At 67.1% G+C, this 24,999-nt stretch carries 24 protein-coding genes; 15 read left to right on the forward strand and 9 right to left on the reverse strand.

Annotated features, from left to right (window positions below):
• Positions 1 to 87: 87 nt before the first annotated feature.
• From NG697_RS14130 to NG697_RS14180, 11 genes are all read left to right on the forward strand, one after another.
• Positions 88 to 969: a shikimate dehydrogenase gene (locus NG697_RS14130; protein WP_252599666.1), complete on the forward strand. Its 882-nt coding sequence runs from the start codon at positions 88 to 90 to the stop codon at positions 967 to 969.
• Positions 969 to 2,891: a bifunctional sugar phosphate isomerase/epimerase/4-hydroxyphenylpyruvate dioxygenase family protein gene (locus NG697_RS14135; protein ID WP_252599665.1), complete on the forward strand. Its 1,923-nt coding sequence runs from the start codon at positions 969 to 971 to the stop codon at positions 2,889 to 2,891. Before NG697_RS14130 ends, NG697_RS14135 begins: the two co-directional genes overlap by 1 nt.
• A 48-nt stretch (positions 2,892 to 2,939) precedes the next feature.
• Positions 2,940 to 3,722, forward strand: a complete 783-nt coding sequence (gene pcaH / locus NG697_RS14140) for a protocatechuate 3,4-dioxygenase subunit beta (RefSeq protein ID WP_252614516.1) — start codon at positions 2,940 to 2,942, stop codon at positions 3,720 to 3,722.
• A gap of 1 nt (position 3,723) precedes the next feature.
• Positions 3,724 to 4,287 (forward strand): protocatechuate 3,4-dioxygenase subunit alpha, encoded by a 564-nt coding sequence (pcaG, locus tag NG697_RS14145; RefSeq protein WP_252599663.1) that lies wholly within the window; start codon positions 3,724 to 3,726, stop codon positions 4,285 to 4,287.
• Positions 4,288 to 4,301: 14 nt separating this feature from the next.
• The gene (locus NG697_RS14150) at positions 4,302 to 5,762 is read left to right on the forward strand and encodes a lyase family protein (RefSeq protein WP_252614541.1); all 1,461 of its coding nucleotides are present in this window, start codon (positions 4,302 to 4,304) and stop codon (positions 5,760 to 5,762) included.
• Entirely contained in the window at positions 5,755 to 6,573 is an 819-nt protein-coding gene (locus tag NG697_RS14155; RefSeq protein ID WP_252614517.1) for an alpha/beta fold hydrolase, read from the forward strand. Before NG697_RS14150 ends, NG697_RS14155 begins: the two co-directional genes overlap by 8 nt.
• Positions 6,570 to 7,049, forward strand: coding sequence for a 4-carboxymuconolactone decarboxylase (gene pcaC, locus NG697_RS14160; protein ID WP_252599661.1), 480 nt, complete (start codon positions 6,570 to 6,572; stop codon positions 7,047 to 7,049). The genes NG697_RS14155 and pcaC overlap by 4 nt, the downstream gene beginning before the upstream one ends.
• A 105-nt stretch (positions 7,050 to 7,154) precedes the next feature.
• The gene (locus tag NG697_RS14165) at positions 7,155 to 8,369 is read left to right on the forward strand and encodes a thiolase family protein (protein ID WP_252614518.1); all 1,215 of its coding nucleotides are present in this window, start codon (positions 7,155 to 7,157) and stop codon (positions 8,367 to 8,369) included.
• Between the two features lie 3 nt (positions 8,370 to 8,372).
• Positions 8,373 to 9,032, forward strand: coding sequence for a 3-oxoacid CoA-transferase subunit A (locus tag NG697_RS14170; protein ID WP_252611494.1), 660 nt, complete (start codon positions 8,373 to 8,375; stop codon positions 9,030 to 9,032).
• Positions 9,033 to 9,034: 2 nt separating this feature from the next.
• On the forward strand, positions 9,035 to 9,727 hold the full coding sequence (locus NG697_RS14175; RefSeq protein WP_252599658.1) for a 3-oxoacid CoA-transferase subunit B: 693 nt from the start codon (positions 9,035 to 9,037) through the stop codon (positions 9,725 to 9,727).
• A 48-nt stretch (positions 9,728 to 9,775) separates the two neighbouring features.
• Complete coding sequence (locus NG697_RS14180) at positions 9,776 to 10,588, forward strand: IclR family transcriptional regulator domain-containing protein (RefSeq protein WP_252611496.1); 813 nt, start codon at positions 9,776 to 9,778, stop codon at positions 10,586 to 10,588.
• An 11-nt stretch (positions 10,589 to 10,599) separates the two neighbouring features.
• Here NG697_RS14180 and NG697_RS14185 read toward each other — a convergent pair whose 3' ends face one another.
• Positions 10,600 to 11,916 (reverse strand): type II toxin-antitoxin system HipA family toxin, encoded by a 1,317-nt coding sequence (locus NG697_RS14185; RefSeq protein ID WP_252614519.1) that lies wholly within the window; start codon positions 11,914 to 11,916, stop codon positions 10,600 to 10,602.
• A gap of 4 nt (positions 11,917 to 11,920) precedes the next feature.
• Positions 11,921 to 12,163, reverse strand: coding sequence for a helix-turn-helix transcriptional regulator (locus NG697_RS14190; protein ID WP_252614520.1), 243 nt, complete (start codon positions 12,161 to 12,163; stop codon positions 11,921 to 11,923).
• 345 nt (positions 12,164 to 12,508) lie between these two features.
• Between NG697_RS14190 and NG697_RS14195 the strand changes: the two genes are divergently transcribed.
• The 4 genes from NG697_RS14195 to NG697_RS14210 are packed head-to-tail and all read left to right on the forward strand — an operon-like array spanning position 12,509 to position 16,435.
• Positions 12,509 to 13,762 (forward strand): Re/Si-specific NAD(P)(+) transhydrogenase subunit alpha, encoded by a 1,254-nt coding sequence (locus NG697_RS14195; RefSeq protein ID WP_252611501.1) that lies wholly within the window; start codon positions 12,509 to 12,511, stop codon positions 13,760 to 13,762.
• Entirely contained in the window at positions 13,762 to 14,097 is a 336-nt protein-coding gene (locus NG697_RS14200; RefSeq protein ID WP_252611503.1) for an NAD(P) transhydrogenase subunit alpha part 2, read from the forward strand. The genes NG697_RS14195 and NG697_RS14200 overlap by 1 nt, the downstream gene beginning before the upstream one ends.
• The gene (locus NG697_RS14205) at positions 14,094 to 15,467 is read left to right on the forward strand and encodes an NAD(P)(+) transhydrogenase (Re/Si-specific) subunit beta (protein ID WP_252611505.1); all 1,374 of its coding nucleotides are present in this window, start codon (positions 14,094 to 14,096) and stop codon (positions 15,465 to 15,467) included. The genes NG697_RS14200 and NG697_RS14205 overlap by 4 nt, the downstream gene beginning before the upstream one ends.
• Before the next feature lie 50 nt (positions 15,468 to 15,517).
• Positions 15,518 to 16,435 carry a diacylglycerol/lipid kinase family protein gene (locus tag NG697_RS14210; protein ID WP_252599651.1) on the forward strand — a complete coding sequence of 306 codons (918 nt, stop codon included), beginning with the start codon at positions 15,518 to 15,520 and terminating at the stop codon, positions 16,433 to 16,435.
• A 78-nt stretch (positions 16,436 to 16,513) separates the two neighbouring features.
• On the opposite strand, the gene NG697_RS14215 is transcribed toward NG697_RS14210, so the two are convergent.
• The 7 genes from NG697_RS14215 to NG697_RS14245 all read right to left on the reverse strand — a co-directional run bounded on the left by NG697_RS14215 (position 16,514) and on the right by NG697_RS14245 (position 24,879).
• On the reverse strand, positions 16,514 to 17,353 hold the full coding sequence (locus tag NG697_RS14215) for an ACT domain-containing protein (protein ID WP_252599650.1): 840 nt from the start codon (positions 17,351 to 17,353) through the stop codon (positions 16,514 to 16,516).
• Positions 17,354 to 17,431: 78 nt separating this feature from the next.
• On the reverse strand, positions 17,432 to 18,058 hold the full coding sequence (locus tag NG697_RS14220) for a thymidine kinase (protein ID WP_141138805.1): 627 nt from the start codon (positions 18,056 to 18,058) through the stop codon (positions 17,432 to 17,434).
• 145 nt (positions 18,059 to 18,203) lie between these two features.
• Positions 18,204 to 18,638, reverse strand: a complete 435-nt coding sequence (locus tag NG697_RS14225) for an acyl-CoA thioesterase (RefSeq protein WP_082575848.1) — start codon at positions 18,636 to 18,638, stop codon at positions 18,204 to 18,206.
• 76 nt (positions 18,639 to 18,714) lie between these two features.
• Entirely contained in the window at positions 18,715 to 19,218 is a 504-nt protein-coding gene (locus NG697_RS14230) for a GNAT family N-acetyltransferase (protein ID WP_056341852.1), read from the reverse strand.
• A gap of 96 nt (positions 19,219 to 19,314) precedes the next feature.
• Positions 19,315 to 22,338 (reverse strand): NAD-glutamate dehydrogenase domain-containing protein, encoded by a 3,024-nt coding sequence (locus NG697_RS14235; protein WP_374209930.1) that lies wholly within the window; start codon positions 22,336 to 22,338, stop codon positions 19,315 to 19,317.
• Entirely contained in the window at positions 22,287 to 24,092 is a 1,806-nt protein-coding gene (locus NG697_RS14240; RefSeq protein WP_374209931.1) for a hypothetical protein, read from the reverse strand. Before NG697_RS14240 ends, NG697_RS14235 begins: the two co-directional genes overlap by 52 nt.
• Positions 24,093 to 24,207: 115 nt before the next feature.
• Positions 24,208 to 24,879 (reverse strand): histidine phosphatase family protein, encoded by a 672-nt coding sequence (locus NG697_RS14245; RefSeq protein WP_252611509.1) that lies wholly within the window; start codon positions 24,877 to 24,879, stop codon positions 24,208 to 24,210.
• Between the last annotated feature and the right edge of the window lie 120 nt (positions 24,880 to 24,999).

Consider the following 24,999-nt stretch of genomic DNA (forward strand, 5'->3'; position numbering starts at 1 on the left):
TTGTACTGTAATCCCTATCACCCGACCCGCCGCAGACGCCTCGAGCGCCGCTGCCCGCCGGGTGCCGTATCAAAAGGAGCTGCCCGGATGAGCAATCGAACTGAGTCCTACCTCGTGGGACTGGTCGGCGATGGCGTGATGCCGTCACTCACTCCCGCCATGCACGAACGCGAAGGCGATGTGCAGGGCCTGCGCTACCTCTACCGCCCCATTGACCTGCTGGAGCTCGGGCTTTCCGGCGATGCCGTGGGGGATCTGCTCAAGAGTGCCCGCAGCCTGGGCTTCAACGGCCTGAACATCACCCATCCGTGCAAGCAGCTTGTGCTGGCGCACCTGGACGAGGTTTCGCCGGATGCACTCAGGCTCGGGGCCGTCAACACAGTCGTCATCGAGGACGGCCGTTTCATCGGCCACAACACCGACTTCTCCGGCTTCGCCGCCGCGCTTGCCTCCGGCCTTCCGGGCGCGCGGCTGGACCGCGTGGTCCAGCTTGGCGCGGGAGGTGCTGGGTCCGCCGTCGCCTATGCCCTGCTCACGGCCGGCGTGAAGGCGCTGGACCTGGTGGATGTGGACCCCGCCCGCTGCGCGGCACGCGCCGCCGAGCTGGCCGGCTTCTTCCCGGGCCGCACCGTCACAGCGCGTACGACGGCGGAGCTGCCGCAGCTGATGCACTTGGCCGACGGTCTGGTGCACTGCACGCCCGTGGGCATGGCCGCCCACCCGGGCGTCCCGCTGGACCTGGACCTGCTGGAAACACGGCACTGGGTGGCGGACATCGTCTACCGCCCGATCGACACCGAACTGGTCCGCGGCGCCCGCGCCAAAGGCTGCGAGGTCCTGGACGGCGGCCGCATGGCCGTGGGCCAGGCGGCGGACTCTTTCCGGATTTTCACCGGGCAGGAAGCCGACGCTGACCGTATGCGCGGCCACTTCCTGGAGCTTGTGGCCAAGGAAGAGGTGGCTGCCTGATGCGCACCGGAATCGCTACGGTCTGCCTCTCCGGCACCCTGAAGGAAAAGATGCAGGCCTGCGCCATCGCCGGCTTTGACGGGATCGAAATCTTCGAGCAGGACCTGGTCACGTCGCCGCTCACGCCCGAGGACGTCCGCAAGATGGCGGCGGACCTCGGCCTCACGCTGGATCTTTACCAGCCGTTCCGCGACTTCGACAGCGTGTCCGAAGACCTCCTGGCCGCCAACCTCCGGCGTGCCGAAGCCAAATTCAAGCTCATGGCGCGGCTGGGCATGGACACCGTCCTGGTCTGCTCGAATGTGGCCACCGCCGGCATCGACAGCGACGACCTCCGGGTGGAACAGCTCGGCCAACTGGCTGCGCTGGCCGGGGACCACGGCGTCAAGGCGGCCTACGAGGCCCTGGCCTGGGGCAAATACGTCAACGACTACGAGCACGCCCACAAGCTGGTGGAAGCCGTGGACCACCCCAACCTGGGCACCTGCCTGGATTCCTTCCACATCCTTTCCCGCAACTGGGATACCGCCCCCATCGAGGCCTTCAACCCGGACAAGATCTTCTTCGTCCAGGTGGCAGACGCCCCCAAGCTCTCCATGGACGTCCTCTCCTGGAGCCGGCACTACCGGGTGTTCCCGGGCGAGGGCCAGTTCGAGCTCGCCAAGTTCATGGGCCACGTGGTCCGGGCGGGGTACAGCGGCCCGGTGTCGCTGGAAATCTTCAACGACGTCTTCCGCCAGTCGGACGTGGAGCGCACCGCCGTCGACGCCATGCGCTCGCTCATCTGGCTGGAGGAGCAGAGCGCCAAGTGGCTGGATGCTGCTTCTGACGGCGAGACGGGCACGGGTGCCGCTGGCACCCGTGCCCCCGGCCGCCGTCGTTATCCAATGGAACTCGCCACGCTCCCGCAGGTAGCCGAACCGGCAGGCTACAACTTCGCCGAAGTCAGGGCCGCGGACACCAAAGGACTGGAAACCGTCCTGGGCCAGCTGGGCTTCGAGTTCAACGGTCGGCACCGCACCAAGGACGTGCAGCTCTGGAGCCTGGGCCACGCCCGGGTGATCATCAACGAGGCCGCACCAGCAGACGGGGACGACTCAACGGTGGGCACGTCAGCGGGGGATGCGTCGCCCGCCACCGCTCCTGCCATTGGTGCCCTTGGCTTTGACGTCGCCTCCCCTGTGATTGCCGCTGCCCGCGCCCAGCAGCTGAAGGCCCCCGCGGTCCCGCGCAAGAGCCAGGCCAACGAGGAAGTGTTCCAGGGCTTCGCCGCCCCGGATTCCACGGAGATCTTCCTGTGCCAGGGCACGTCCGACGGCACCGCGGCCTGGACCAGCGAATTCGGGGAGGGGCTCGAAAAGCCAGCCGCCGGACCCTCCGCCGTGATCGACCACGTCAACCTGGCGCAGCCGTGGCAGCATTTCGACGAGGCCGTCCTCTTCTACACAAGCGCCCTGGCCCTGGAGCCGCAGCCGTTCGCGGAGGTGCCCAGCCCCACCGGCCTGGTCCGCTCGCAGATCATGGCCACCGGGGACCGCGCCGTGCGGCTGGTGCTGAACCTGGCGCCGCTGAACCAGCAGCGCAGGACCTACCAGGAACACATCGCCTTCGCCGTGGATGACCTGGTGGCCACCGCCAGGGACTGCAAGGCCCGCGGGCTGGAGTTCCTGCAGATCCCGGCCAACTATTACGAGGACCTGGACGCACGCTTCGGGCTGGTACCGGACTTCCTGGCCACGCTGCAGGAACTGAACCTGCTGTACGACCGGGACGCGGATGGCGAATTCCTCCACTTCTACACGGCCACCGTGGGCAGTGTGTTCTTCGAAATGGTGGAACGCCGCGCGGCCTACGACGGCTACGGCGCCCCCAACGCCCCCGTGCGCCACGCAGTCCAGTACGACCACCTGCAGCACCGGTAAAGACAGCACCACCACTCAGAAGCAACAACCAGAGAAGAGGAGGCCGCAGTGGAGACACAGCAGGATCTCAGTGCAGAGATAAACGCCATGGGCGATGCCTACGCGCGGGCGCTCAAGGACGGCGTCTCGGCCGAGACCCAGCCCCGGCTGGACTACGCGCCATACCGCAGCAGCATCCTGCGGCACCCCACCAAAAGCCTGCACCACGCGGACCCGGAAACCATTGAGCTGTACTCGCCGGCGTTCGGCCACCAGGACGTGCACGCCCTGGAATCGGACCTGACCATCCAGCACAACGGCGAACCCCAGGGCGAGCGGATCATCGTGGCCGGCAAGGTCCTGGACGGCGACGGCCGCCCCGTGGCCGGGCAGCTCGTGGAAATCTGGCAGGCCAACGCGTCCGGCCGCTACATCCACAAACGCGACCAGCACCCGGCGCCGCTGGACCCCAACTTCACCGGAGTGGGCCGCTGCATCACCGGCCCGGACGGCTCGTACCGGTTCACCACCATCAAGCCCGGCGCCTACCCGTGGAAGAACCACGTCAACGCCTGGCGGCCGGCCCACATCCACTTCTCCATGTTCGGCACGGAGTTCACGCAGCGGATCGTCACGCAGATGTACTTCCCCGGGGACCAGCTCTTCCCGCTGGACCCCATCTACCAGTCCATCGTGGACCAGGACGCCCGCGACCGGCTGGTGGCCAGCTACGACCACAACCTGACCGAGCCGGAGTGGGCGCTGGGCTACAACTGGGACATCGTCCTCACCGGTTCCAAGCGGACCTGGACCGAAAACGAGGCGCTCGGCGCAGCAGGAGACGAGGAATAACATGAGCACAACCACCAATCTTGTTCCCACCCCCGGCCAGACCGTCGGCCCGTTCTACGGTTACGCCCTGCCGTTCGAGAAGGACAACGAACTCCTGGCTCCCGGCTCGCCCGGTTCCCTCCGCCTCCAGGGCACCGTTTACGACGGCGCCGGGGAGACCATCCCGGACGCCATCCTGGAGATCTGGCAGCCCGACGCCGACGGCAGGATCGTGCAGCAGACCGGCTCCCTGGTCCGCGACGGCTACACCTTCACCGGCTGGGGCCGCGCGTCCGTGGGCCACTCCGGCGTGTACACCTTCACCACCGTGAACCCCGGCCCCACCGGACCCGGTGCCGCACCCTTCATCTCCGTGGCCGTATTTGCCCGCGGCCTGATGAACCGGCTTTTCACCCGCATGTACCTGCCGGAAAACGAGGAAGCCCTCGCCAAGGACCCGCTGCTCAGCTCCCTGGACCCGGACCGCCGCAAGACCCTCATGGCCCGCCGCGATCCCGACGGCGGACTCACCTGGGACATCCGCCTGCAGGGCGAGGGCGAAACAGTCTTCCTGGACTTCCAGTGACGGACGCCGCCGGCATGGAAGGTACCGGCCACTTCGGAACCGCTGCGGACGGCGACGTCGGCCTGCTCAGTCCTGTCTCGGCGTCGCCCCTGGTGACGGCGCTGACCGGTGACCGCGCGGTGCTGGCGGCGATCCTCGCCGTCGAGTCCGGCTGGGCCGCCGTGCTGGAGAAGGCGGGCCTGGCACCTGCCGGTTCCGCCGCCGTCGTGGCCTCCGCCGCCGAGGCGGGGCGGTACGACGCAGCAGACATCGCGCTCCGGGCCCAGGGCGGCGGCAACCCCGTCATCCCGCTGCTGGCAGATCTGCGGACGCATGTCTCGGCGTTGGACGGTGCCCGCATCGGCGCAGTAAAGGCGGTCCACGCGTCGCTGACCAGCCAGGACGTCCTGGACACGGCTCTGATGCTGCTCGCGCGCAACACCGTTGAGGCGGTGCTTGCGGACCTGAAATGCACGACGGCGGCGCTCGCCTCCTTGGCGGAACAGCATGCGGACACGCTGGGCGTGGGCAGGAGCCTGACCCAGCACTCGCTTCCGTATACGTTCGGGCTGCGGGCGGCGCAGTGGTTCCATGGGCTGGCCGCCGCGGGCCGGCAGCTGGGCACCGTGCAGTTCCCGGTGCAGTTCGGCGGGGCGGCCGGAACATTGGCCGCCGGAACCGTGCTCACTTCCGACTCGGCCACCAGCCCCTTTGATCTGGCCGACTCACTGGCCCGGCAACTGGGCCTGGCCGCGGCGCCCGCGCCCTGGCACACCAACCGTCTGGCCGTCACGTCCCTCGGACATGCCCTGGCCTCGGCGCTGGATGCCGCCGGCAAGATCGCCACCGACGTTCTGTTTCTGAGCCGGCCCGAGGTGGCCGAGCTCGGCGAACCGCGCGCCGCCGGACGCGGCGTCTCCTCGGCCATGCCGCAGAAGCAGAACCCCGTGTTGTCGGTTTTCATCCGCAGCGCCGCACTCCAGGCGCCGCAGCTGGTGGCCCAGCTGCACCTGGCCGCCGCCAACTTCAACGACGAACGCCCCGACGCCGCCTGGCATACGGAATGGCCGGCCCTGCGCCAGCTTCTCCGCCTGGCACTTGGCGCGGCCGGGCACCTGCGGGAACTTGCCGAGGGCCTGCAGGTTTTCCCCGACGCCATGCGCCGCAACCTCGAGCTCGCCGGCCCGTTGCTGCTGGCCGAAGGCGTGGGCGCCGCAGTTGCCCCGCTGCTGGCCGAACAGGATGGCCGCAGCGGGAAGGAGCAGCTGCAGGCCGTGGTGGACCGGGCGCTCCAGGCGCCCGCCGCCGAGCAGGGCGCCACCTACCGCCGGCTGCTCCGCGAGGCTATCCCGGCGGGCGTGCTCACCGATCTGCGGCTCGACGAACTCCTGGACCCGGCCAGCTACCTGGGCCAGGCAGCCGAAATATCGCGCCGCATCCTGGCCGCGTACCCCGACTTTTCCAAACCTACCCAGAACGGAGCCAACCGTGGCTAAACCGACCCTGAAGGCAGTTCTGCTGTCGCCCGAACGGGCTTTTGGCGATCGTCCCCTGCTGGTGGTTGGACCATCACTGGGTACGTCCTCCGTCCTGTGGTCCGACGCGGCCACCCTGCTCAGCAACGACTACGACGTGGTGGCCTGGGACCTGCCCGGGCACGGCGTCTCACCCGCCGCAACCGAGACCTTCGACGTCGCGGGCCTGGCGGATTCAGTGGTGGACCTGGTGGACTCGATCGCCCCGGGCGAAGTCTTCCACTACGCCGGGGTTTCGCTCGGCGGTGCCACCGGCCTGCAGCTGGGCATCAAGCACGGCGAACGCCTCAAGAGCCTGTCCATCCAGTGCGCCGGGGCCAAGATCGGCACCCCCGAGGCGTGGCTGGAACGTGCCGAAACCGTGCGCAGCCAGGGCACTCCCGTGATGATCCAGGGCTCCGCGCAGCGCTGGTTCGCGCCGGGCTTTATGGACCGTGAGCCCGAGCGGAGCAGCCGGCTCCTGCATGCCCTCCGCGACACCGACCGCTTCAGCTACGCTTTCTGCTGCGAAGCCCTTGCCGGCTTTGACGTCCGTGCCGAACTCGGCAGCATCACCGTCCCCACCCAGGCAGTGGCGGGTGCGGCAGACACTGTTGTGCCGCCGTCGTTCGCGGAAGAAATTGTTGCCGGCATTACCGCCGGGGGCGGCACTGCCAACGCCGTGACGCTCGGGGGAGTGGCCCACCTGGCCCCGGCCGAGGCGCCCGCCCACGTTGCTGACCTGCTGCGGAGCCTCATCACCTGGAGCGAATCCCGTGGAGCAGCCAAATGAGCGGCGCGGAACTTCCGGGCGATGAACGGCACGGCGTCGTCCAGCCGGACGCCACCAGCCAGCAGATTTACGACGGCGGCATGGTGGTCCGCCGCGAAGTGTTGGGCGCCGCGCACGTGGACCGGGCCAACGCCAACAAGGACGAATTCACCGACGACTTCCAGGACATGATCACGCGGATCGCGTGGGGTGGCATCTGGACCCGGCCGGGCATCTCGCGGCAGATGCGCTCGGCCGTGACCATCACCGCGATGGTGGCGCACGGGCACTGGGAAGAGCTGGCCATGCACATCCGCGCGGCCATCACCAACGGCCTGAGCCGGGACGAGATCAAGGAAATCCTGCTGCAGACCGCCATCTACTGCGGAGTTCCCTCCGCCAACACAGCCTTCAAGACCGCCCAGCAGGTATTCCAAGAACTGGACGCCGCCACCCCACCCACCACCCCGGATAACGCGCCCACCCCACCCCACTAGCCCACCCACCCACCCAACTAGGTAGCACTAACTGTCGTTATGAGCCCTCAAAACGACAGTTAGTGCTACCTAGTTGGGAACACCACAGAATTTTGAGGACCAGTTATGAATCAGGCTTTTGTGTACGACGCCGTGCGCACCCCGTTCGGCAAGTTCGGCTCCGGCCTTGCCGCCGTCCGCCCGGATGACCTTGCCGCCCACGTCATCACCGAATCCGTGAAGCGGGCCCCCGGGCTGGATCCCGAGCGGATTGACGAGGTCGTGTTTGGCAACGCCAACGGCGCGGGCGAGGAGAACCGGAATATCGCCCGGATGGGCACGCTGCTGGCCGGCTTGCCGGTCTCGATCCCGGGCACGTCCGTGAACCGGCTCTGCGGTTCCTCCCTGGACGCGGCGATCATCGCCTCGCGCCAGATCAACGCCGGCGACGCCGAGTTGATGCTCGTGGGCGGCGCCGAGTCGATGTCCCGCGCCCCCTGGGTCCTGCCTAAGACGGAGAAGCCCTACCCGGCCGGGGACATGACCCTGGCGTCCACCACGCTGGGCTGGCGGCTGGTGAACAAGGCCATGCCCAAGGAGTGGACCATCTCCCTCGGCGAGGCCACCGAGCGGCTCCGCGAGAAATACGGCGTCACCCGCGAGGCCCAGGACGAGTTCGCGGCGAACTCGCACAACCTCTCCGCCGCCGCCTGGGACGAGGGCTTCTACGACAACCTCGTCGCACCGGTCCCCGGCACCGACCTGGTCCGGGACGAGGGCATCCGCGCCGGGTCCTCGGCAGAGAAGCTGGCCGGGCTGAAGACCGTGTTCCGCACCGAGAACGGCACCGTCACCGCCGGGAACGCTTCCCCGCTGTCCGACGGCGCCTCCGCGGCCTGGATCGGCTCCGAGAACGCCGCCGGGCTGCTCGGGCTCGAACCGCTGGCCCGCATCGCCGGCCGCGGCGCGCACGGCAACGACCCCCAGTTCTTCGGTTACGCCCCGGTGGAGGCCGCGAACAAGGCCCTCGCGAAGGCGGGCATCGGCTGGGACCAGGTAGGCGCCGTCGAACTTAACGAAGCATTCGCCGCGCAGTCCCTGGCCTGCATCAACGCCTGGGGCATCGACCCGGGAATCGTGAACCGGCACGGCGGCGCACTCGCCATGGGCCACCCCCTTGGCGCGTCCGGCACCCGGATCCTGGGCACCCTCGCCCGGTCCCTGCAGGCCTCCGGTGAGCGCTGGGGCGTCGCCGCGATCTGCATCGGCGTGGGCCAGGGCCTCGCCGTCGTCCTCGAAAACGTCACTGCCGCCCCGCCGGCAAAACCAGTGAAGGGCTAAGAGATGCTGACTTTTGTAGATACCGTGGCCGACGCCGTTGCCGGCATCAAGGACGGCTCCACTGTGATGATCGGCGGGTTCGGCAACGCCGGCCAGCCGTTCGAACTGATCGACGCGCTGATGGACTGCGGCGCCAAGGACCTGACCGTGGTGAACAACAACGCCGGCCAGGGCGATCAGGGCCTCGCACTGCTGATCAAGGAAGGCAGGGTGAAGAAGATGATCTGCTCCTTCCCGCGGCAGTCCGATTCGTGGCACTTCGACGCCAAGTTCCACGCTGGCGAGATCGAGCTGGAACTGGTGCCGCAAGGCAATCTGGCCGAGCGGATCCGCGCCGCCGGTGCCGGTATCGGCGGGTTCTTCACGCCCACCGGCTACGGCACCATGCTGGCCGAGGGCAAGGAAACCCGCATTATTGACGGCCGCGGCCAGGTTTTCGAAACGCCCATCCTCGCCGACGTCGCGCTGATCAAGGCACTGAAGGCCGACGGCGTGGGGAACCTCGTGTACCGCAAGACCGCGCGGAACTTCGGTCCCATCATGGCCGCCGCCGCGAAGCACACGGTGGTCCAGGTGTCCGAGATCGTCCCCACCGGGGGGCTCGATCCCGAAAACGTTGTGACCCCCGGAATCTACGTCAACAGCATCGTGAAGGTGGCCTGAACATGAGCGCACAGACCAACAGCCAGGCCAGCATTCAGACGTCCGACAAGCCGCTTGGCCGCGATCAGCTCGCGGAACTGGTGGCCCGCGACATCGCGCCGGGTTCCTTCGTGAACCTGGGCATCGGCCAGCCCACCCTGGTCTCCAACTACCTCAAGCCGGAGCAGAACATCACGCTCCACACGGAGAACGGCATGCTGGGCATGGGCCCGGAAGCCGTGGGTGACGACATCGACGGCGACCTCATCAACGCCGGCAAGATCCCTGTCACCGAGCTGCCCGGGGCATCCTACTTCCACCACGCGGATTCATTCGCGATCATGCGCGGCGGCCACCTGGATATCTGCGTGCTTGGCGCATTCCAGGTCTCGGCCACGGGCGACCTCGCCAACTGGCACACCGGCGCCCCGGACGCCATCCCGGCTGTGGGCGGCGCGATGGACCTCGCCACGGGTGCCAAGGACGTCTTTGTGATGATGACGCTCCTGACCCGCGACGGCGCTTCGAAGATCGTGGACGCGTGCACGTACCCGCTCACCGGCGTGGGCTGCGTGACCCGCGTGTACACGGACAAGGCCGTCTTCCTCACCGGGCCCGACGGCGTCACAGTCCGCGAGACGTTCGGCTGCACCTTCGAGGAACTCCAGGAACTGGTGCCCGTGCCGCTCAAGTCAGCCGCCGCCGTCGCGCTCTAACCCACGGGGCGCGAACTGGCACTCAAGCGCCGAATAGGATTGGTAACCATGACCAATGCACCCGCAGACTCACGGGCCGCCCCGCAGGCGAGTGACCAGTACGTGCAGTCGCTGGCGCGCGGGCTGGCCGTGATCCGCGCCTTTGATACCGACCACCCGGTCATGACCCTCACCGAGGTGGCTGCCCGGACGGACCTGACCAGAGCCACGGCCCGGCGCTTCCTGCACACCCTCGTTGAGCTGGACTACGTACGGACCGACGGCAAAACGTTTGCGCTCACGGCCAAGGTGCTGCAGCTCGGCTACGCCTACCTCAGCGGGCTGTCCCTGCCGCAGCTGGCCCAGCCCCACTTGGAGGAACTGTCCCTCAAGCTGGGCGAATCCACATCTGCGGCGGTGCTGGACGGCACGGACATCGCCTACGTCGCCCGGGTGACCACACGCCGCATCATGAACGTGGGCATCACCGTCGGCACGCGGTTCCCGGCCTATGCCACGTCCATGGGCAGGGTGCTGCTCGCGGCCCTGCCGCCCGCCGGACTGAAGGACTACCTGGAAGCGGCGGAGATTAAACCGCTGACGCCGCGCGGGCTGGGCACTGTCCCCGAGCTGCTGGTGGTGCTGGAAACCGTCCGCGCCCAGGGCTGGTGCCTGCTGGACCAGGAGCTTGAAATCGGGCTGATGTCCGTTGCCGCTCCCGTGTACGACGGGCCAACCAAAGTGGTGGCCGCGGTTAACGTGTCCCTCCAGGCCCAGTCGGTAGCAGCCCAGCCGGACCCGGAAGCGTATCTGGCCGCAGTGACCCGGGGAATCGTGGCTACCGCGAAGCTCGTCTCGGCGGACCTGACCGCCCGGCGGTAGCCTCCGTAAGGTCAGGCGCGTTTCGACCAGGCGGCGATCGGCCTTTTTGGCTTTCCGATCGACTTTCCGGATTCAATCCGGTCGAGGTTATAGCCGATCCTGTCCCGGAGAGCGGGGCTGCCGCCGGAAATGACCGGCGTTTCGTTCAGGGCAACAGCCAGGCGGGCAAGCGTGTCGCGAATGACCGACTCGGTGCGTCGTTTTCCTATTCCACCCCAGCTGGCGGCTTCGGCGTAGAAATGATCAAGGGTGATCCGGTGGTGGTTGAACTCATCGCCGATCGCCAACGACAGCTCGTCGCCAATCTTCCGTGAACCGATCCGCGACGGATCGTCGTTAATGTGCAGAATGGGGACGGCGTCGTAGAGGTCGGCGATCCGTGAATCCCCCTTCGGATCATGAACTATGGAGGCGTTTTTCGCGTGCGCGTCATGATTGCCGATGATCACGTTGTAGACCAGGTGTTGCAACCAAATCTCCAGATCTGTCCCGTCGCCGAAGGATCCAAAGAGTTCCGCGATCTTCCGGGACGAGGGCCTTAGCGGCGAGGTGGGCTGCTCGGGATTCTGAAACTTGACGGCGGAGTCAGTCCAGTCGAGGCCGAGAGCCTGTGCAGCGTCCTCCTGATGGATGGGACGGACGGCTTCTCCCTCCACGATGCGGTCGTATCGCTGGATGGCAAGGAACGTGACTCGGTTGTAGGTGACCAGCTCACTCTGGAAGCTGGTCAGACCCATGTGTCGTGACAGTTCGTGGGAGTAGTACTCATCGAAGATTGTTGCAGGGCGGTGTGGTGGCGGCGGCTTAAGAATGTGAGTCGAATGCGCCCGATTCTCCGGGTAGGCCCACTCATCAGCGAATTTCGCCAGGAGAACTTTTGGTTGGAACCCCGGGAGCATCGAGCGGCCGCTGTCTGGCTCATTTCCCAGGTCAAAGTCCCGCTGGGCTGTTTCGAGCTTACGGATCACTTCTCGCGTGTTGAGAGGCCGGTAAGCGCCGGGGGCATGGTCGCCGGGCGAATCGGTTCGGAAGGAGAGGGCCCCGGCCATGGTTAGCCCGTATTTCTTGAGGAATGCGAACAGGTCACTCTCATCAATGCGGGCTTTACGTGCAAGCTGGATGCGGTGGTTTCCTTCGGGGGCGTAACCGCCGAGAAAATTGGAGACCTGCCGGGTGTCGACAGTTGTCCCCGGGACGAGTGAGAAACCCTCGCTGAGAAGCCCCGGCGCCCCGGCGAATGAAGGGTTCACCGTGAATGTCACCTGCCGCCGGTCCCGCCGCGTGGGCGTTACCGTGCCAATGTGATCATCGTAGAGATAGACGTCCAAGTGGTCAGGCACCAGTGGATCCTGCGGGAACGTCGTAGCTGATGGTCACCCTGATTCCAAGGCGACGAAGAGTCCGGAACATGCGTGTGGCCCATAGGGTCGGGGTACCGGACTCAAGGCTCGCAAGATACAGGCGGGGGATACCGAGTTCCTCCGCCAGCTGTTCCTGCGTCAATCCGCGTCCAGTGCGCACGTGCTTTACTGCGGCGCCGAATTCCTTGGGGCTGCGGGCTTCGAAGGCGGGCATGCCACTCCTCATGATTGATTATGGCAACACTGTCAAGTGTATGAATATTACAACATTGCGCATTGTTTGAATATACCAACATCGTCGGATGTGTGGATATTCAAACACTCGCTGGCGTTTCAAGCTTCGGACCGATGCCCGGGGCAGCCGCAGACACGCCCCAAAAGACAGCCAACCGGTTGACCCGCAGCAACATAGCCACCGCATCCCATCAAAGCGCCATAGACTCTAGCCAACCACGTGCAGCAGTGCCGCTACTCGAAGCCCCGCCCTGAAACAGCCGGACCACGGCTGGGAGCCAACGCCAGAGGTACTGCCGCACTCGTCCGTAAGGGAGTTGGCGGTTTGAAACTGGGCATACCGCGGGAACGTCATGAGGGTGAGCGGCGTGTGGCCGCCACGCCGGAAACGGTCAAGCAGCTGGCGGGACTTGGCCTGGACGTCCTGATCGAGGCAGGAGCAGGGGCCGCCGCCGGCTACTCAGACCACGATTACGCCGACGCCGGCGCCCGCATCGTCCAGGACCTGGATCCCGGCGAACTGAACGTCCTGGTCCACGTCCGCCCGCTGGAACCCCCGACGGCGGCAGCCCTGAAGAGGGGCGCCGTCACCGTTGGCCTGGCCTCGCCGTCGTCCGAACTCGCCACCGTGCAGGCGCTCGTGGAGGCCGGCGTCACCGCCTTCGCCCTGGAACTGGTGCCCCGCATCTCGCGCGCCCAGTCCATGGACGCACTCAGCTCCCAGGCCCTGGTGGCTGGCTACCGCTGCGTGCTCGAAGCCGCGATCCGGCTCCCGCGCTTCTTTCCGCTGTACATGACCGCCGCCGGCACCGTCCCGCCGGCCCGCGTGCTGGTGCTCGGAGCCGGGGTTGCCGGGCTGCAGGCCATCGGCACCGCGAAACGGCTGGGGGCCCGGGTCTCCGCCAACGACATCCGGCCCGCCTCCGCTGACGAGGTTGCGTCGATGGGCGGCACGTTCATCAAGCTGGACCTGGAAACGGCGGAGGCATCGGGTGGCTACGCCCGCGAACTCAGTGCCGACCGCGGCGCCCTCCAGCGAAAACTCCTCGCCCCGCACGTCGCCGTGGCGGATGTCCTGATTACGACGGCGGCCGTCCCGGGCAGGCGCGCACCGCTCCTCGTGAGCCGCCAAATGGTGCAGGGCATGCGCCCCGGCTCCGTCGTCGTCGACCTCGCTGCGGAGTCCGGCGGTAACGTCGAGGGCGCTGTTCCCGGCGAGGACATCCTGGTTCCGACCGCCGACGGGCAGGGCCACGTCACGCTGGTGGGGCTGAAGGACGCACCGTCCGCGATGGCGCAGGACGCGTCCCGCCTGTATGCCAAGAACGTGGCCAACCTGCTCGCCCTGATGGTCCGGGACGGCACCGTTGCCCCCGATTTCGAGGACGACGTGATCGCCGGCGCGTGCCTCACGCACGACGGCGCGGTGCGGCACCTGCCCACGGCAGAGGCACTGGCGGCTCTTGTCCCCGCCCTGCCCGACCATGCGCCCCGGGTCCAGGACGATCGGGTCCGGAACGACGGGATCCGGATCGAGGGGCTCCAGATCGACAGGGTCCAGAACGAGGGGGGAATCTGATGGACGGCATGAGTCTGCTGACGGTCACCGTGCTGGCGGTGTTTGTCGGCTTCGAAGTGGTTTCCAAGGTCTCCAGCACCCTGCACACGCCGCTGATGTCCGGCGCCAACGCCATCCACGGCATCATCCTGGTGGGCGCCATTATCGTGGCCGGCCAGGCGGCGGACCCGTGGATCCTGGCCGTGGCGCTGCTCGCCGTGGTGCTGGCCACCGCCAACCTGGTGGGCGGCTTTGTGGTGACGGACCGGATGCTGCACATGTTCCGTGCCCGCAAGGACGTCGCCCGCCAGGGAGCCCCGGCTAAGGAAGCCACCGGCAGGCAGGACGCAAAGTGACCCTCCTCGATCCTGTCTGGACCTCCCTCCTCTACCTCGCCGCCGCGGTGTTCTTCATTCTTGCCCTTCGCGGCCTCAGCTCGCCCCGGACTGCCCGCCGCGGCAACCTGATCGGTGCCTTCGGTGCGCTGCTCGCCGTCGTCACGGTCTTCGTTTCCGCCAGGCTGGACAACATCCCCTGGATCATCGGTGCCATCGCGGTGGGGACCGCGGTGGCAGCGCCGGTGGCCCGGCGGGTGCAGATGACTCAGATGCCGCAGCTCGTGGCCCTCTTCAACGGCGTGGGCGGCGGCGCCGCAGCCCTGGTGGCGCTGCTGGAACTCAGCCACACCGCCGACCCCTGGGTCCGCCTCGCCATCGTGTTCACCCTCCTGGTGGGGACCGTGTCCTTCGCCGGATCCGGGGTCACCTTCGCCAAACTCCAGGAGCTCATGACCACCCGGCCCATCGTTTTCCCGGGACTCCCCGTGGTTATGGCAGCGGTGCTGCTCGCCGCGGTGGGCACCGCCGTCGCCGTCGTCCTGACCGGTTCCCTGGCGCTCGCGGTGCTGCTGATGGTGCTGGGCCTGGCCGCCGGTGCGCTGCTGGTGCTGCCGGTGGGCGGCGCGGACGTGCCCATCGTCATCTCGCTCCTGAACGCGTTCACCGGACTGGCCGTCGCCGCGTCCGGCGTGGTGTTGGGCAACGTGCTGCTGGTGGTGGCCGGCACCCTGGTGGGCGCCTCCGGTACCATCCTCACCCGGGCCATGGCGGCCGCGATGGGCCGCAGCGTGGCTGGCATCCTGTTCGGCGCCTTCAAGGGAGGTTCGACGGCGGGATCCACCGCCGTGAGCGAACGTCCAGTCAGGTCCTCCAGCGCGGAGGACGTCGCCGTGCTCCTGGGCTACGCGCAGCGGGTGATCATTGTCCCCGGCTACGGCCTGGCGGTGGCGCAGGGCCAGCACACCGCGGCCGAGCTGGCCCTGGCCCTCGAAGCCCGCGGCATCGAGGTGGACTTCGCCATCCATCCCGTGGCCGGCCGCATGCCCGGGCACATGAACGTGCTCCTGGCTGAGGCGAACGTGCCGTACGAATCGCTCAAAGAGATGGGCGAAATCAACTCCGAGTTCCGCATGGCCGACGTCGCTTTGGTCGTGGGCGCCAACGACGTCGTGAACCCGGCGGCAAAGACGTCCTCCGGCTCGCCGATCTACGGTATGCCCATCCTGGAAGTGGCCGACGCCCGGCAGGTGATCTTCCTGAAACGCTCCATGCGGCCCGGATTCGCGGGAATTGAGAACGAGCTCCTGTACGAACCGCAGACCTCGCTGCTCTTCGGCGACGCCAAGGATTCCCTGGCCAAGGTGCTGGGCGCGGTGAAGGCGCTGTAGCGAAGTACGCTTGTCCGCAAGGCCCAATTCCCATGTCAGCGAAGGACACCATGACAGCCAACAGCTCCACTTCCCTCAAGCGCCCGGCCATCATCATCAATCCTGCCAAGCCGGTGGACATCGACGTCCGTGCCCTGGCAGCCAAGCATTGCTCGAAGAACGGCTGGGGAGATCCCATCTGGCTGGAGACCACCAAGGAGGACCCCGGCGTCGGCCAGGCGAAGGAGGCACTCAAGCAAGGGGCCGACGTCGTTATTGCCGCCGGCGGCGACGGCACCGTGCGGTGTGTGGCCGAGGTCCTTTCCGGCGGGGACGTGCCCATGGGGTTGCTTCCGTTCGGCACCGGAAACCTCCTGGCCCGGAACCTGGGCATGGACGTCACCGACTTTGACGGCGCCATGGCCGGGGCCCTGGCGGGCACGGAGCGGAAGATCGACGTGGTCCGGGCCGCCCGCAATGATCCGGACAAGGAGCAGGTCTTCCTGGTCATGGCCGGAGTGGGCTACGACGCCACCATCATGGCCGACACCAACGAGGACCTCAAGGACAAGGTGGGCTGGCTGGCCTACGTGGACGCCGGGATCCGGAACCTCCCGGGCAAACCAGTGAAGGCCACCATCGTCCTCGACGGCAAGACGGTGGTGCACCGCGGGGTCCGCAGCGTGATGGTGGGCAACTGCGGCAAGGTCCAGGGCGGACTGGAGATCTTCCCGGATGCCAAGATGGATGACGGCCTGCTGGACGTGGCCGTGCTGGCACCGAGGGGGAAATTCGGGTGGTTCTCCGTGGTGGCCGGCATGATCGGCAAGGGCCGCGGCAAGGACACGTCCGTGGAGTACTACCAGGGTAAATCCGTAGAGGTCACCCTCGAGCACAACGATGACTATCAGCTCGACGGCGACCACGAAGGCGACGGCAAGCACGTCCTGATGACCATTGAGCCCGGCGCGCTCACCATCCGGATGTAACCGGCCCAACTAGGTAGCGCTAACTGTCGTTTTGAGGCCCCATAACGACAGATAGCGCTACCTACATTGGCGGGGAACCTACATGCAGGGTGAGGGCGCCGGACGGTGGGCCAGGATTTCGGCGAGCTCGGCGAGCCGGTGCGCGCGGGCTGACTCGGCGGGTGTGAAGGGTTCCCCGGGACGGGCGAAGGTGATGGGGCCGTGCCAGGCGGTGGGGATCTTCAGGCGGGTGCCGTCGGCGTCCGCTTCCAGGGTGGCCTCTGCGGGGGTGAGGATGCGGGCACGAAGCAGCTCGGCGACTGCCAGCGGAAGCTCGTCCGGGGCGTCGGCGATTCGTGCCGCCAGGCTCAGCGCCTTCGTCTGGCCGTCCGCCATGGCCAGCGCGGTGGTGGGCCAGACCCGCGAACTTGAGCCGCCGCCGTCGTGCAGTGCCTCCAGCAGGTGCCGTTCACTGAGGTTCCCCGGCGCCGAGAGCACAAACTCGTCCAGCACACCGCCTGCAACGGGGTGGACGTGGATGCTGAGGATGTTGGTGTCCAGGCGGGCCAGCGCCCGGGTGATTTTCTGCAGCGAACCCGGGTGGTCCTGGAGCACCGTGCGTGCCCGCCACAGCGCCGGTGCGCTGCCCAGCTTCCTGTGGTGCCGGAGCGCCGGCGCGTGCAGCCAGCCGCGGAGCATCCGGGCGGCGGAGGGCTCCGCCACCCAGATCACCAGCACGGTGGCCGTGAGCGTGAGGACCAGCACCTTGGCAAGATACGGCAGGTGCGTTCCCACCACGAGGGCGTGGACCAGCAGTTCGATCGGGAGCATAACGGCCACGTTGGCCAAGGTCAGGCGGGTCTTGGTGGGTTCCGGCATCAGGCCGCAGACTTCACAGCTCAAATCAGCCGCGGCAGGGTTCCTTGCAGTGGGCTTCATGCCTCAAGGATCACAGCGGGGTGTTTCGGCGGCGTTGCCCCGCCGTTCCGATTGTGGGAACAGGCTGCGGGGGCAAACTCACGAGCCCAAGCGGCCGCCGGACTCCTCGAGATAGCAGGAGCCGCAGAGGGACTCGTACCAGACGTCCTGGCCGTCGATGGCCACCTGGTCGCCGTCGAACACCACTTCGTTGCCGACGCGCCGGGTGTTGAAGATGGCCTTGCGCCCACACCGGCAAATGGTCTTGAGCTCTTCCAGCGTGTGGGCGACCTCCATAAGCCGGCGCGATCCCGGGAAGGCGCGGGTCAGGAAGTCAGTCCTGATGCCGTAGGCCAGCACCGGCACGTTGTCCAGGACGGCGATGCGGAACAGGTCATCCACCTGGTCCGGGGTGAGGAACTGGGCCTCGTCCACCAGCAGGCAGGCCACCGGCTTCTGATCCACGTGCTCCAGCAGGGCATCGGGGTCGTCGCCGGCCGCATGGGCGGCGAAGAGCTCACGGACGGGCGTGGTGGCGGAGATCAGGAAGTCCACGGACCGGGTCATGCCCAGCCGGGACACAATGTCGGTATCGCCTTTGGTGTCCACGTCGGGCTTGGCGAGAAGGACACGCTGGCCCCGCTCTTCGTAGTTGAAAGCGGCCTGCAGGAGCCCGGTGGACTTTCCTGAGTTCATGGCGCCGTAGCGGAAGTAGAGCTTGGCCAAGAGGGTCCTTTCAATGGGTCCGGCTATCGATCCTATGCCGTACGTCCCAGGGATCCATCGCAAACGGCCGGCATCCCGGCTGCCGGCACGCCCGCTCGGGTCTCACCCGCCCCGCCCCGCCCGCGCGGGGCCCGTCCCGCCGTCGTCAGTCCTGAATGAGGGTTTCCGTCAGGTGATGCGTGGGAATCCGGTCCCGCTCATAGGTGATTTCGGTGTAGCCGTGAGGCTCGGGCTTGCCGGCCGGGCTGAGGTTCACAAAGACGATCTCTTCGATGGTGAGGATGCTTTGGCGCGTGATCATGTTGCGGACTTCGGCGCGCATAGTCAATGACGTCCGTCCGAAGCGCGTCGCCGTCAGGCCCATTTCCACCAGGTCTCCCTGCACCGCGGAGCTCACGAAGTTGATCTCCGAGATGTACTTCGTGACCGCACGGCCGTTGCCAAGCTGGAGGATGGCGTAGATCGCGGCTTCCTCATCGATCCATTTCAGCAGGCTTCCGCCGAAGAGGGTTCCGTTGGCGTTCAGGTCCTCCGGCCGGATCCATTTGCGGGTGCGGAAGGTGATGTCAGTGGATTCCATATGGCGAGGTTAGCGTGCCGCGGCGCAGGTTACGTGCTGGCAGTTGTTGTGTAACGGACCGCCGCCCGGATTTGGCTCAGGCCATGGCGGTGTGGGCGGCGCTGTGCGAGTCAATCGACTTGGCGTAGCAGTACGAGTGCTCCACGCCCACGTAAGCGCCAAAGTTGGGGACGGAATCGAAGCCGGAGTTCTCGTAGAAGTTCCGGCCGTCCGGCTGCGCTGAGCCTGCTTCGGCCTTGATGCGCGTGATGCCCTGCTTGTGCGCCTCCGCTTCGAGGGCAGCCAGGATGGAGCTGGCCACGCCAGAGCCGCGCGTATAGGGAAGCACGTAGAGCCGCTTGATTTCGGCCGTGGCGCTGTCCAGCAGCCTGAGTCCGCCGCAGCCCACGGGCTGTCCCGAGCCTTTGTCGTACGCCACCAGGAACACGGCACAGTCAGCGCCCGACGGCGGGGTCCCCGGTTCGTGGTCAGGGGTACCGAAGCGGGCGTCCAGTTCCGCCTGCTGGGCCCTGCGCAGATCGGCACCCACAGGGTTGGCCCAGGTGACCTGCCTGATGTTGAGCCGTGGGTTGGTCTGCATCGCGAGCCTCTTTCGCCGGAGGGGTTATGCACAACAAGCCTACGAAGCCGCGGTTACCGTGGTGTTTCCTTGGCGTAAGCGTCCGGAGAACACGGGCTACCGGCGGACCAGGGTTCGCAGCAGCTTCAGGGCGACGGAGATCGAGGCGATGTCCACGTCCCCTGGTTTGGTCACTTCAGCAAACGTGTCCTTGATCCGGGCCAGCTGCTCCTGGTACCCGCGCTCCCAGGCCACGATCCGTTCCATGGCATCGACTCCTGGAGCTTGTGGCGGAGTGGACTTCATGACGGACGTGGTCATGTCGGCGGCGGCCGAATAGGCATCGTCGCGCAGCGCCGCCCGGGCAAGGGCTTCCCAGCGGTTCGCCCTGGGGAGGTCCGTTATGCGAAGCAACAACCTGACCACGCCAATGCGCTCGAAGATTGCGTAGTGGACGTCGATGATCGCGGTGACGGGCTCCCGGACTTGTTCCGAGATGAGCGAGATGTCCAGGAGACCGAAGCTTTCCAGCAAATCAGACGCCCGCTTGCCGAGCTCGGCGGGCAGACCGACGCTGTCCCAGTGCGCCAGGCGGTCCTCCATAAGGTCAAGATCGGCCCCGCGCAAGTAGTGCGAGGTCTTGGTTCGCAGGATGTCGAGCGTCGGCTTGATCCGGGCCAGGGCTTCGGAGATCGGCTGGTCCCTGTGGTCATGGGTCACATACCAGCGGGTGGCGCGGTCCAAAAGCCTGCGCATGTGCAGGGCCACCCCGCCGCTTTCCTTGCTGGGGAATTCCGGGGGGAGTGCGGCCAGGGCCGCGACTATCGAATCCAGATCGTAAGCCTCCCGCAGGACCACGAAGGCCCTGGCAACGGCGGCGGCGCTGGCCGTGGTTTCCTCGATGGCGCGGAACGCGAAAGTAATTCCGCCGATATTGACGATGTCGTTGGCCATGACGGTTCCCACGATCTCACGGCGCAGCGGATGCCTGTCCAGTTCGGCGCCGAAGCGTTCCACGATCTGGCGGGGGAAATAGCTGCGCAGGGCCTGGTGGAACCAGGGGTCGTCGGCGAGGTCGCTGGCATTCAGTTCCCGGGCCAGTTCGATCTTGGCGTAGGCGGCCAGCACGGACAGTTCGGGGGAGGTCAGTCCTTCCCCGTGCTCCAGGCGGGCATGCAGGGCCGCCGTGCTCGGCAACCCTTCAAGGTTCCGGTCCAGGTCGGCCGTGGTTTCCAGCCAGTCCATGGTCCGCTCGAACCCGGGGCTCCAGTTCAGCACGAGCTGCCGCTCGGCCACGAGGAGCGCGTTTTGCTCGGTGTTGTCCTTCAGGACGAGCCTGGCCACCTCATCGGTGAGCGAATGCAGGAACCCGGTCCGCTCCTCCCGCCGCATCAGTCCTGCCGCGATCATCGCATCGACGAAGATCTTGATGTTGACCTCGTGGTCGGAACAGTCGACGCCGGCCGAGTTGTCGATCGCGTCGGTGTTCAGGAGGATTCCGTGCAGCGCGGCTTCGATCCGGCCCCGCTGGGTGACGCCAAGGGTTCCGCCTTCGGCGATGACCCGGGCCCGCAGTTCGTGTCCATTGATGCGGATGGCGTCGTTGGCCTTGTCTCCCGCCTCGGCCTGGGTTTCGCTGGAGGCCTTGATGTACGTGCCGATGCCGCCGTTGTACATCAGATCCACCGGGGCGCGAAGGATGGCCTGGAGGAGTTCCTGCGGCGCCATGCTGCTCCGGCCACTTTCGAGGCCCAGCGCGATCCGGACCGGATCGCTGATTAGGACGGTCTTTGCGGACCGGGCGTAGACGCCGCCGCCCGCGCTGATGGCCCGGGCGTCATAGTCGGCCCAGGAGGACCGAGGCAGCCCGAAAAGTCGCCGGCGTTCTGCATAGGAGGTGTCCGGATCGGGGTTTGGGTCCAGGAAGATGTGCCGGTGGTCGAAGGCCGCCACTAGCACGATATGGCGGGAGAGCAGCATCCCGTAGCCGAAGACGTCGCCGCTCATGTCGCCAATGCCCGCGACCGTGAAATTCTCCTGCTGCGTGTCCAGGCCCAGCTCGCTGAAGTGCTGCTTCACCGACGCCCACACGCCGCGGGCCGTGATGCCCATTTCCTTGTGGTCGTAGCCTACGGACCCGCCGGAGGCGAAGACGTCGTCGAGCCAGAAGCCGTACGCGTGGGCCACCTCGTTGGCGGTGTCCGAAAAAGCAGCCGTCCCCTTGTCTGCGGCCACCACCAGGTAGTAATCGTCGCCGTCGTGCCGGACCACATTCTTGGGGGCTACCACCGAGCCGCCGTTTCCGGAACCAAGCAGGTTGTCCGTGAGATCGAGCATTCCCCTGATGAAGATCCGGTAGCTCTCCTGCCCCTCGGCCATCCATGCGGCCCGGTCCATCGCAGGATCCGGAAGCCGTTTGGCGTAGAAGCCGCCCTTGGCCCCGGTGGGCACAATGACCGAGTTCTTGACGTTCTGGGCCTTGACCAGCCCCAGGACTTCGCTGCGGTTCGACCAGCGCAGGCCCCCGCGGGCCAGCATGCCGAACCGCAGGTGAACCCCTTCCACGCGCGGCGAGTACACCCAGATCTCGAACTTGGGCCTCGGAAACGGTGCGTTGGGGATGGCGCCCGGGCTGAGCTTGAAGCTCACATGGGGCCGGTCCAGGAAGTAGTTGGTTCTGAGTGTGGCCTCGATCAGGTTCATGAACGTGCGGAGCAGCCGGTCGGCGTCGAGGCTGGGGATTTCCTCGATCGCGGCCATCAGTTCCTTCCTGGCGGCGGCCGTTTCGCGGAGGCGCCGGGTCCAGTCAATGCCGGGAACGAATTTGGCGTGGAACAGCGCGAGCAGTGCGTGCGTGGCCCGGGTGTTGGACAGCAGGGTGTCCGCCATGAAGCCATAGGAATTCAGGGTGCCCAGCTGCTGCAGGTATTTGGCGTAGCTGCGGAGGACCACGGCCTGGCGCCAGCTGACCCCCTCCCTGATCACCAGGGCGTCGAAGCCGTCCGACTCGATGTCTCCTCGCATGGCCGCGCAGAACGAATCCGCCAGCAGCATGCTGGTTTCCAGGGGATCGATGCCGGGCGGGTACTTCAGCCCGAGGTCGTAGAGGAAGAGGTCCTGGGCGCTGAGGTAGAGGCGCATCCGCGCGTCCTCTGCCGGCGGCCGCGTGGCTTCCGGCCGGACATAGACAGCCAACAGAGGGTCGTCCAGCGCCCGCCCGTCCCGTCAAGGTCGAATTCCTCGAAGGCGGCGATGTCGCGGACCGCGTCCTCGGCGTCGTGGTCCGCACGGTAGCCGGGCGGAAACGAGCCTTGCCACAGTGTCGAGAGCCGCGCCGCCTCCTCTGCGGTGAATTGGTCACGGAGGGACTCGTCCAGGCCCTCCGTCCACGAGCGGCTTGCCGCCACTACACGCCGCTCCAGCTCCAGGGGGTCGACGTCGGGCGCTGGCGTCCCGGGGCCCAGCAGGATCCGGAAGAACACCCGGGCCATGGGGGAGTCGCCCAGCCGGACCTCGAACTCGATGGACGGGGATTTGAAGGCGTGCCTGAGTTCCTGCTCGATCCTGAGCCGGACCGCCGTGTTGTAGCGGCGCCGGGGAAGGAAAACCAGGGCGGACATGAAGCGGCCGATGCTGTCCGGCCGCAGGAAAAGCCGCGTTTGGCGGCGCTGCTGCAGGCGCAGGATCTCCGTGGCCAGCTGGGCCAGATCGTGCTGTTCCATATGGAACAGCTCGTCGAGTGGAAACGACTCCAGCACCGCCAGCAGTTCCTTGCCCTGGTGCGAGGCAGTCTTGAAACCAAGGTGTTCCTGCACGGCCAGGACCTTGTCCCGGACCACCGGAATGCGGCGTACGGACTGGCCTGTGGCGCCCGGGGCGAGCAGGCCCACAAAGCGCCGCTCTCCGGCCGCGGCTCCGCCATCGTCGAAGATCCGAAGACGGATCTCGTCCAGGTAGGCGGGCCGGGGGACCGAGGAACGCAGATCCGAGGTGGCGAGCGTGAGTGCCCGCGGGCTGTGGGGGCTTGCCTCCCCGGACTCCTCTGTGTGAGGTGCGCCGGAGGCGGGACCAGTCCCGCCTTCCGGACGGTCCTCCCGGAGCAGCCCCAGCCCCGCGCCCGCCCGCACGCGCAGGGCATCCCGGCCGCCCGCCGTCGTGCGCTCATATTCGCTGTACCCGAGGAACACGAAGTTGCCGTTGTCCAGCCAGAGCAGCAGTTCCCGGAGCTGATCCGGGGCCGGGACCGTGGCGCTGGGGAATCCGTCAACGGAGCCGACGGCGGCTGTCACCTGGGCATGGATGGTTGGGAGGTCTTCGGCGACTGCCTGAACATCGGCCAGCACCCCGTGGAGGTTCGCGATGACTTCCTCGGCGCCCGAGTCCCCAGGCAGCCTGCCGATTTCCACGGCCACCCAAGTCTCTGTGGTCCCGTCCTGGATGCCGTCCAACTCGTCCGGGCGGACGTCCGGGATTTCCGCGTGGCCGGCGTTCGCCGCTGTCAGTCCGGCCCGCGATGGCCCAGGCGCGACGTCCAGCAACGCATGCGTTTCAGGGTCCCGCCACACCCGGAACGTGGGATGCACCAGCAGCCGGATCGACGGACTCTCCCTGGTCAGCTCGGCTGTCACCGAGTGAACCAGATGGGGCATGTCATTGGCGACCACCATCTTGATGCTCGCATCGGTTTCATTCAGGACCCCGACGACGGACTGTCCGGGAGCGCGGATGCCCGCTAATTCCGCGTGGTACCGAGCCCGCCGGCCCAGGGTCTCCGGACTGTAGTCCAGGAGGTCCTCCGCCGCGACGTGCTCGTAGTAGTCCGCGAAGAAGGAATCGTTGGCCTCGAACGGACCGGCAGCCCCTCCCTGGGCAGCCGGTGCGGTTTCGCGTGACATTCCACTGCGCCTCCACGGCAAGGGCTGGCACCACTGGCCGTGGTCCCCTGGGGAAGCCTCATGCCTGACTTCATCATGGACGCCCCGCCACATGGCGTCCAGTGTTTCCCAGCGGCTACGCGGCGCCGCCCGTAGGGTCCTCGGCGGTCGGATCCGCGAGAGCGAGGCCGCCCACCGGGCTCCCGTCCCAGTGGATCAGCTTCCAACCGGCGCCGGGGTCCCCTTCCAGGGCCACGATGCCCGTGTTGGACAGGACGTGGCGGGCCGCGAACTCATGGTCGGCGCCGGCGGCGCGGAGCCCGGTCCAGGTGCGGATGGCCGCGCCGTGACTCACCACGGCCGCGACGGCGGAGCCACCATTGCTGGCCGCGCGCTCGGCAATCCGGTTGATCGCGGTATCGAACCGCTCAAAGAATTCGTGGCCGTCCGGGCCCGCCGGCATCCGGCGCTCCAGGTCACCGGCTGCCCATGCGAACACGGTCCCCATGTAGCGCATGTGCGACTCGTGATCGGTCAGTTTCTCCAGCGCCCCGGCTTCGATCTCGTGCAGCCCATCCAGGACTTCAAGCTCAAGCCCGTGGAGCCGGGACAGCGGGGCGGCCGTGATCTGGGTCCGCAGAAGTGTTGATGCGTACACTGCGCCTATCTGCTCGTTGGCCAGGGACCGTGCCATGGCCTCGGCCTGGCGTTCTCCCAGCTCGGTCAGCCCCGGCCCCGGGTGGGCGGTGTCCAGCTGGCCGAGTACGTTGCCGGGGGTCTGTCCGTGGCGGATGAGGAGCAGCTTCATGACTCCAGTTTCGCATCCGGCGGCGAGATCCGGCGTCTGCCTGCCGGGCCGACGTCGGGCGCGCCCACCGCAACCGGTTTCGGCAAGCTCAACCACCGAAAGGCGCCGGGCCCTCCAAGG

Source organism: Pseudarthrobacter raffinosi (genome assembly GCF_023913835.1).
GTDB classification, from domain to species: domain Bacteria; phylum Actinomycetota; class Actinomycetes; order Actinomycetales; family Micrococcaceae; genus Arthrobacter; species Arthrobacter raffinosi.

Coding starts and splice junctions, on each gene's coding strand:
- NG697_RS14130 (WP_252599666.1), top strand. CDS start 88: ATGAGCAATCGAACTGAGTCCTACCTCGTGGGACTGGTCGGCGATGGC.
- NG697_RS14135 (WP_252599665.1), top strand. CDS start 969: ATGCGCACCGGAATCGCTACGGTCTGCCTCTCCGGCACCCTGAAGGAA.
- pcaG (WP_252599663.1), top strand. CDS start 3,724: ATGAGCACAACCACCAATCTTGTTCCCACCCCCGGCCAGACCGTCGGC.
- NG697_RS14150 (WP_252614541.1), top strand. CDS start 4,302: ATGGAAGGTACCGGCCACTTCGGAACCGCTGCGGACGGCGACGTCGGC.
- pcaC (WP_252599661.1), top strand. CDS start 6,570: ATGAGCGGCGCGGAACTTCCGGGCGATGAACGGCACGGCGTCGTCCAG.
- NG697_RS14165 (WP_252614518.1), top strand. CDS start 7,155: ATGAATCAGGCTTTTGTGTACGACGCCGTGCGCACCCCGTTCGGCAAG.
- NG697_RS14170 (WP_252611494.1), top strand. CDS start 8,373: ATGCTGACTTTTGTAGATACCGTGGCCGACGCCGTTGCCGGCATCAAG.
- NG697_RS14175 (WP_252599658.1), top strand. CDS start 9,035: ATGAGCGCACAGACCAACAGCCAGGCCAGCATTCAGACGTCCGACAAG.
- NG697_RS14180 (WP_252611496.1), top strand. CDS start 9,776: ATGACCAATGCACCCGCAGACTCACGGGCCGCCCCGCAGGCGAGTGAC.
- NG697_RS14190 (WP_252614520.1), bottom strand. CDS start 12,163: ATGCCCGCCTTCGAAGCCCGCAGCCCCAAGGAATTCGGCGCCGCAGTA.
- NG697_RS14200 (WP_252611503.1), top strand. CDS start 13,762: ATGGACGGCATGAGTCTGCTGACGGTCACCGTGCTGGCGGTGTTTGTC.
- NG697_RS14210 (WP_252599651.1), top strand. CDS start 15,518: ATGACAGCCAACAGCTCCACTTCCCTCAAGCGCCCGGCCATCATCATC.
- NG697_RS14215 (WP_252599650.1), bottom strand. CDS start 17,353: ATGAAGCCCACTGCAAGGAACCCTGCCGCGGCTGATTTGAGCTGTGAA.
- NG697_RS14225 (WP_082575848.1), bottom strand. CDS start 18,638: ATGGAATCCACTGACATCACCTTCCGCACCCGCAAATGGATCCGGCCG.
- NG697_RS14230 (WP_056341852.1), bottom strand. CDS start 19,218: ATGCAGACCAACCCACGGCTCAACATCAGGCAGGTCACCTGGGCCAAC.
- NG697_RS14235 (WP_374209930.1), bottom strand. CDS start 22,338: ATGCGCCTCTACCTCAGCGCCCAGGACCTCTTCCTCTACGACCTCGGG.
- NG697_RS14240 (WP_374209931.1), bottom strand. CDS start 24,092: ATGTCACGCGAAACCGCACCGGCTGCCCAGGGAGGGGCTGCCGGTCCG.
- NG697_RS14245 (WP_252611509.1), bottom strand. CDS start 24,879: ATGAAGCTGCTCCTCATCCGCCACGGACAGACCCCCGGCAACGTACTC.